We start from the raw sequence: 6,830 nt of genomic DNA on the forward strand, positions 1-6,830 counted from the left end.
TGACGGACTCCTTTTGTTGGTTGATCCCCATGCCCATGCGAACCAGTACGTCTACTTTGGCGCAAAAAGACGGAGGGAGTCCATCCCATCAATGCAGGCAGAGAGGACCGACAAGTTGCGTGGCATTCTGCTGGTTTCCGTTCCCGACCCGCTAGGTCCGAACTTCCCCGCCGATGCCAAGGGCTTCTCCCGCCCCGCATTACAGCCTTTGCCGGCGCCCGGCATTGTTGTCTCCAGTGAAAACGATCCCTATGGTGCTCCAGCCTATATGCGAACCTGCGCTGATGCCTGGGGATGCCGTTTTGTTAACGCCGGACTGCTTGGTCATATCAATGCCGCCAGCGATGTCGGCGATTGGCCGATGGGGAAGGCGCTTCTCGATAGCTTGCGCTGAGAGGTCTGCGGAGGATTTGCACAACTGTTCGATGGCGGTTGCATGGCTTATACCAATCCCGAGCTATAACGTGACAAATGAGATCGATGGATTTTTTTGACTGGCAAGGCGCAGGAGGAGTCAATAGCGGGCTATTGACGACGAGTGCAACGCCGGCAGGCGGCTCGGCGCCCCCGGAAAAATTAGATTGGTATTACGCATCAGGCAGTCGACGCCACGGCAATAGCGTGTTTAAATCTAGGCAAGCTTTCCTGGAAGCATGCCAGGGCCTCTCCTCGATCGACCCCTTATGTACGACTGGCTTCGCCGTATTTTTTCCGATTCCGCCAAAGGTGGCGCGACCGCTGTGGCGTCACGCCCCCGAGTAGCTGCCATGGCTGCCGCGGCAAGCACGACACCTGTGCCGGCACCCGCCAGGACTGCACATTTCGCATCCGATAGCGTGACCTCGATGCAGCGTGACCAGGTGGACTTTATCTTTGCGAGCTGGCTGTTCGAAGCGGAAAGCCATCCCGATCTCTTCACCAACGGCAGCGAAGACGCCATCCTGGCCGCGCTGGACGGCGTGGTGAAATCGAATGAATCCGGTGCACACCTCGTACGCCGCATGCCCGGCGTGATTCCGCAACTGCTGCAAAGCCTGCGCAGCGGTGATTTTGCAGGCCCCGAACTGGCACGCAAGATTTCTTCCGACCTGGTATTAGTAGCCGAGGTGCTGCGCCTCGCCAACAGCGTTGCCTACAGTACCGGCAAGCCAATCACCAGTATCGACCATGCCATCCTTGTGCTCGGCCAGGATGGCTTGCGTCAGCTGATCACCAGCGTCGCCTTCAAACCCATCATCAATCTCAATTCAGGCAGCTTTACCAGGATGGTCGCGCCACGCCTGTGGGCGCAATCGGAACGTTGCGCCCTCGCGAATCGGCTGCTGGCGGTGGAAGAGCCGGTCGAGCCGCTGGAAGTCTTCCTTGCCGGACTGGTGCAAAACGTCGGACTCACCGTTTCACTGCGGGTGATCGACAAGCTGTCAGACGGGCGTCAGCCGATCGGTTCGCCGACCTTTTGCAATGCGCTGGCAAGCTATGGCCGCACCCTGGCGCACAACATCGGCAGCGAATGGCATTTTCCGGAGTCAGTGATGACCGCCATCCATGAGCAGGGTGAGAACAAGCGAAGCACAAATCTATCGCCGGTTGGCAAGGTCCTGCTGATGGGTAACTATCTCAGCAAGATTGAGCTGTTATCCCGTCACGGTGTGGTGGACATCGATGATCCGCACATGGTTGACGGCCTGTCGGACAAGGAAATGGCATGCCTTCACCAGTTGACTGAAGTCGAAGAACGCGAATGGGTGACGATCTCGGGTGGCAATTCACGCTGAACGCATTGTGGCCAGCACGCTCTAGCAACCACTCACCTACATTGACCGAAAACAGGGTTGGCTAGCTTCGGTCAATTACCGCGCTGAACCAGTTGCCTCGGGTGAGGACTAAGCATTTTGACATGCTCCGTCATGCAGCCCGCTCACGAAAGGCCAGTCTACATGCGTATCGAAGAACTCCCCGGTCCAAATAACTCCGACGTCGCGTCCGACAATCCGGGAACCGGCTCGGAAGCGGATGTCGAACGTACCGAGCCAGGGCAAAGCAGCTTGGGGGAACAGGCCGCTGCGGTTTCCGCCATGCTGGGCAATCACAAGGGCAAGCTGGCGGTCGGCGCTGCCGCGATGCTGGGTCTCGCGGTCTTTTACAAGTGGCGCGAAAACAAGCTTGCCAAGGAAGACCCCGCCGAATATGCGAGAATCCAGCGACTCAAGGCCGTGGTTGGCAGTGATAACCCAACCGGAAAAACTGACAAGCCCGGCAAGTCCGGCAAGAATGCGACCGATCCAGATCAAGGCAACAAAAAATGACGACCAAATTGAAAATTGACTTCGTGTCCGATGTGTCCTGTCCCTGGTGCATTATCGGACTCAAGTCGCTCGAACAGGCGCTGGAGCGCGTTGGCGACAAGGTGAGTGCTGACTTGCACTTTCAACCGTTCGAACTCAATCCCCAGATGGTGCCCGGAGGCCAGGACATTACCGAACACCTGGCCGAGAAATACGGCGCCACACCGGACCAATCCGAACGCAACCGCGAAGCGATCCGCGCTCGTGGCGAAGCGGTCGGTTTCACCTTCAGCATGGACAAGCGCAGCCGCATCTATAACACCTTCGATGCCCATCGCCTGCTGCACTGGGCCGAAACCGAAGGCCAACAACATCAGCTGGCCCTGAAGCATGCCTTGTTCGACGCCTATTTCACGCAGGGCGAAGACCCGAGTTCGCATGAAGTCCTGGTGCAGGCTGCCACGAGGGCCGGCTTGGATCCCCAACGCGCGCAGGAAGTGCTGGCCACGAATGCGTATGCCGAAGAGACACGGCAACAAGAAAAGTTTTACCTCGATCAGGGAATCCATTCCGTACCGGCTGTCATCATCAATGATCGCTACCTGGTCCAGGGCGGGCAGCCGGTCGAGGTCTTTGAAGATGCATTGCGGCGGGTTGCCGAAGCTGCCTGACGCTCGTGTATCCGGAAAGAATGCCAATGAATCGCGAAGAGCCCCGCGCCGATCCGAGTCCCATCCAGCCACGAACCAATACGCCGGGACAGGACCCGCTGATCAATCCCGGCTATCAGCCGGTACCGCAAGATCTGCCGCCCGATAACGGCGATAACGGCGGTAATGCCGGTGATGCCGATAACGCGAAACCACCGAAGCAGACTGCCAAATATAAAGATTAATAAAGATTAATCAGCCCGATTAATTGCTGCGCGGTTTTACGAAGAAGCTGTCCATCGCCGCGCGTCCGACAGCCGGATCGTCGGTAAAGAAACCGTTTATCCCTGCTTTCAGATAGGCCTGGATCTCTGCCGCGAGGTCGCCACGCTGCGACGGTGATGCAGGGTCGCCCTTGCGCATGTTCATCGGCAGGAAAGGATTTTCCGGGCGGAAGGTATAGGGATGGACCAACAACTTCGCTGCGTGTGCATCGCGCACCAGGCTGGTCGCTGATCCGAGATTTTTTTCTTCATCGCGCGGGATCACCATGTCCTTCGCCGGCCCGATGCCATTGGCATACGTCGCGATTTCCAGCAATCCCTCGGCAGTCGCCATGTCACGATAACGCCGCTTGTCCCCGGCGAGCCGGAAGTCTTCAGGTTGACCCGATCCCGACATCAGCTGAATGAGCGGCAGCTCGGTCAAGGTGCGCATTTCCTTCAGGCTGCCGACTTCGAACGACTGGATAAAGACCGGCGCATAGCGGCCCCGATAACCATTGGCGTGCAACAGATCGACCAGGCGTTTTTCGAGGGGCAGGCCGATCGATTTGAAATAGCTCGGGTGTTTGGTTTCCGGATAGATGGCGATGGTGCGGCGCGTCTTCTGCGTCTTTTCCTTTGCCAGGTCAATGATCTCTTGCAGCGTCGGAATGGCGAACTGTCCGTTGAAGCGCGTGTTATCCGGACGGTTGTCCGGAATGCGTTCAGTGGCGCGCAAGGTCTTGAGTTCTTCCAGCGTGAAGTCTTCGGTGAACCAGCCGGTCACAGACACATTGTCGATCAGCTTGGTGGTCTTGCGGTCGGCGAACTCGGACTTCTCCGCGACATCGGTCGTGCGGGTAATGTCATTCTCATGGCGTGCGACGAGTACGCCATCCCTGGTACTCACGATATCGGGCTCGATGACGTCGGCGCCATCTTCAATCGCCTTGGCGTAGGACTCCAGCGTGTGTTCCGGCCGCAGGGCGCTGGCACCGCGATGGCCGATGACCAGATGGATGGGCAGGGGAGCAATCGCTGCGGTCGTATCGTGGGCGAATGCGGGCGGAGCAAGCAAGCTGATGGCCCCGGTTACAGCGAACAGGCTGGTATAAACAAAAGAATTCATCGCATTCCCCTAGACGCAAAGCTTGCCGCTTGTGTTTAAACAACAAGATTTTTTACACTTGTCCGGATACTTCGATCGCCCTCAATGCTTGAGTCGATACCCAGTCTTAAACACCCACCAGATGCCGCCAAGGCATAACAGCATGAACACCAGTGTCATACCGAGGCTGATGCCGACGCCCACATCGGAAACACCATAGAAACTCCACCGAAATCCGCTGACCAGATAGACGACAGGATTGAACAGCGTGACCTTTTGCCAGAACGGCGGCAGCATATTGATCGAATAGAAGCTGCCGCCAAGGAAGGTGAGCGGCGTGACGATCATGACAGGTACCACCTGCAGTTTTTCCCAGCCATCGGCCCACACGCCGATGATGAAGCCGAACAGTGAAAAGGTAATGGACGTCAGGATCAGGAAGCCCAGCATCCACCAAGGATGCACGATGGTGTAATCGACAAAGAGCCAGGAGGTCAGCAGAATGATCAGCCCCAGGATCACCGACTTGCTGGCGGCCGCGCCCACATAGCCGATAACGATCTCGAACGCCGAGATCGGAGCCGACAGGACTTCGTAAATGGTGCCTGCCCATTTCGGCATATAAATGCCGAACGAGGCATTTGAAATGCTTTCGGTCAGCACCGACAGCATGATCAGGCCCGGCACGATATAAGCGCCATAGCTGACGCCATCGATCTGTGCCATCCGTGAACCGATCGCCGAGCCAAAGACGATGAAGTACAGCGACGTCGAGATCACCGGTGAAGCGATGCTTTGCAATATCGTGCGCCAGGTACGCGCCATCTCGAAAATATAGATCGCCCTGATTGCATGGAAATTCATGCGTTCCCCCTTACAAGGCTGACAAAGATTTCTTCCAGCGAGCTTTCGCTGGTCTGCAAATCCTTGAAATGAATGCCATGTTCGTCCAGCCGTCGCAACAGCTCCGGAATGCCGAGTCGCTCGCCCTGGGCATCGAAGGTATAGACCAGTTGACTGCGGTCCGCGGACAGTTCCAGTCGGTAGTCGTCAAGGTCTGCGGGGACTTCGGCAAGCGGTTGCTGCAAATGCAGCGTCAGTTGCTTCTTGCCGAGCTTTTGCATCAGTACCGTCTTTTCTTCCACCAGGAGAATTTCACCCTTGTTGATGACGCCGATGCGGTCCGCCATCTCTTCGGCTTCTTCGATGTAGTGCGTGGTCAGGATGATCGTGACGCCGCTTTCACGCAAGCGCCTGACCATCGCCCACATATCGCGCCGCAACTCGACGTCGACGCCCGCGGTCGGTTCATCCAGAAAAAGAATCTTTGGCTCGTGGCTGAGCGCCTTGGCAATCATCACGCGACGCTTCATGCCACCGGACAGTGTCATGATTTTGGCGTCGCGCTTTTCCCAGAGTGACAAATCCTTCAATACCCTTTCCAGGTAGGCATTGTCGGGACCCTTGCCGAACAGGCCCCGGCTGAACTTGACGGTATCCCATACCGTCTCGAACGCATCGGTGGAAAGCTCCTGCGGTACCAGGCCGATCTTTGTACGTGCCGCACGATAGTCACGGGCAATGTCGTGGCCATCTGCCAGCACGCTGCCGCTGCTCGCATTGACAATGCCGCAAATGATACTGATCAGTGTGGTTTTGCCGGCACCGTTCGGACCGAGCAAGGCAAAGATTTCGCCTCGCCGGATCTGGAGATCGATATTTTTGAGTGCCCGAAATCCGGACGCATAGGTTTTTGTGACGGCATTGATTGCGATGACAGGGGTGGCGGGTTGCACTGGGACTCCTTAGCAACACGTCATCATGGGTAGGCGCGCGCAGCGCAGGAAATGCGGCATGTTGTTCTCCTTATGGCACGACAATAGCAGCATGTTAAGGCATTGGCGAAAGTCTGGTTGGAAGGCAGCGCAAGCGAAGCTGTCAACGGGGCGATTGGCATAAAGCCGGCAAATCCCAGCAAACCCCAGCAAGGTGGTAAAGCAGGATGGCCGTAATCTTGATGCAAGTCTAGCTTCCGCTGTGCAATGAGAACTGTTTTGACGTTATGGGGACTGAGGAGTAGTTAACCATGAAGGAGATGCAGCATGCCCTTGAGTCAGGACCACGGTCGCGTATGGAAAAAGATTACGGATGTCTATCAACAATGGGATCAGGACCGCAGCAACTTGATGGCGATCGACGATTTGTCGCAACGCCTGCCGGATATTGATCCTGAATTGATTGCCCAGACGCTGGCGCAGGCCCATGCGGAAGGCATGGCATCGGCGTCGCATGAGGAGGGCGTGTTCCGGCCAGTGCCAAACCACTAAGCTTTTTTACTGACTGATCAGATAAGGGCCGAAGAGACATTGTCTCTTCGGCCCTTGTTGCGTCTGCAAGGCCGACGCATGTGCCGGGAACGAACTAATACCAATCCCAACCCATAACGCACCATGAGATCGCGTCTTTTTCTGCCTGCCTGCGTTGCACTCGTCGTCAATAGCCCGCTATTGACTCCTCCTGCGCC

At 56.8% G+C, this 6,830-nt stretch carries 9 protein-coding genes; 6 read left to right on the forward strand and 3 right to left on the reverse strand.

The window, feature by feature from the left end; all coding sequences use genetic code 11:
* From ASE07_RS24550 to ASE07_RS24570, 5 genes are all read left to right on the forward strand, one after another.
* Nucleotides 1–394: RBBP9/YdeN family alpha/beta hydrolase (locus ASE07_RS24550; RefSeq protein WP_235548601.1), on the forward strand; the 394-nt coding region annotated here is incomplete at its 5' end.
* A gap of 289 nt (nucleotides 395–683) precedes the next feature.
* Nucleotides 684–1,775, forward strand: a complete 1,092-nt coding sequence (locus tag ASE07_RS24555) for an HDOD domain-containing protein (RefSeq protein WP_057293464.1) — start codon at nucleotides 684–686, stop codon at nucleotides 1,773–1,775.
* 162 nt (nucleotides 1,776–1,937) lie between these two features.
* Nucleotides 1,938–2,306: a hypothetical protein gene (locus ASE07_RS24560; RefSeq protein ID WP_057293465.1), complete on the forward strand. Its 369-nt coding sequence runs from the start codon at nucleotides 1,938–1,940 to the stop codon at nucleotides 2,304–2,306.
* Nucleotides 2,303–2,956: a DsbA family oxidoreductase gene (locus ASE07_RS24565; protein WP_057293466.1), complete on the forward strand. Its 654-nt coding sequence runs from the start codon at nucleotides 2,303–2,305 to the stop codon at nucleotides 2,954–2,956. The genes ASE07_RS24560 and ASE07_RS24565 overlap by 4 nt, the downstream gene beginning before the upstream one ends.
* A 26-nt stretch (nucleotides 2,957–2,982) precedes the next feature.
* The gene (locus ASE07_RS24570; protein WP_057293467.1) at nucleotides 2,983–3,180 is read left to right on the forward strand and encodes a hypothetical protein; all 198 of its coding nucleotides are present in this window, start codon (nucleotides 2,983–2,985) and stop codon (nucleotides 3,178–3,180) included.
* A gap of 19 nt (nucleotides 3,181–3,199) precedes the next feature.
* Here ASE07_RS24570 and ASE07_RS24575 read toward each other — a convergent pair whose 3' ends face one another.
* From ASE07_RS24575 to ASE07_RS24585, 3 genes are all read right to left on the reverse strand, one after another.
* Entirely contained in the window at nucleotides 3,200–4,327 is a 1,128-nt protein-coding gene (locus tag ASE07_RS24575) for a glycerophosphodiester phosphodiesterase (RefSeq protein WP_057293468.1), read from the reverse strand.
* An 81-nt stretch (nucleotides 4,328–4,408) separates the two neighbouring features.
* Complete coding sequence (locus ASE07_RS24580) at nucleotides 4,409–5,170, reverse strand: ABC transporter permease (RefSeq protein ID WP_057293469.1); 762 nt, start codon at nucleotides 5,168–5,170, stop codon at nucleotides 4,409–4,411.
* On the reverse strand, nucleotides 5,167–6,102 hold the full coding sequence (locus ASE07_RS24585; RefSeq protein WP_057293470.1) for an ABC transporter ATP-binding protein: 936 nt from the start codon (nucleotides 6,100–6,102) through the stop codon (nucleotides 5,167–5,169). Before ASE07_RS24585 ends, ASE07_RS24580 begins: the two co-directional genes overlap by 4 nt.
* Nucleotides 6,103–6,408: 306 nt before the next feature.
* Here ASE07_RS24585 and ASE07_RS24590 point away from each other — a divergent pair, with 306 nt between their 5' ends.
* Entirely contained in the window at nucleotides 6,409–6,633 is a 225-nt protein-coding gene (locus tag ASE07_RS24590; RefSeq protein ID WP_057293471.1) for a hypothetical protein, read from the forward strand.
* Nucleotides 6,634–6,830: the final 197 nt, after the last annotated feature.

Source organism: Noviherbaspirillum sp. Root189 (assembly GCF_001428545.1).
In the GTDB taxonomy this organism is placed as follows: Bacteria; Pseudomonadota; Gammaproteobacteria; order Burkholderiales; family Burkholderiaceae_D; genus Noviherbaspirillum.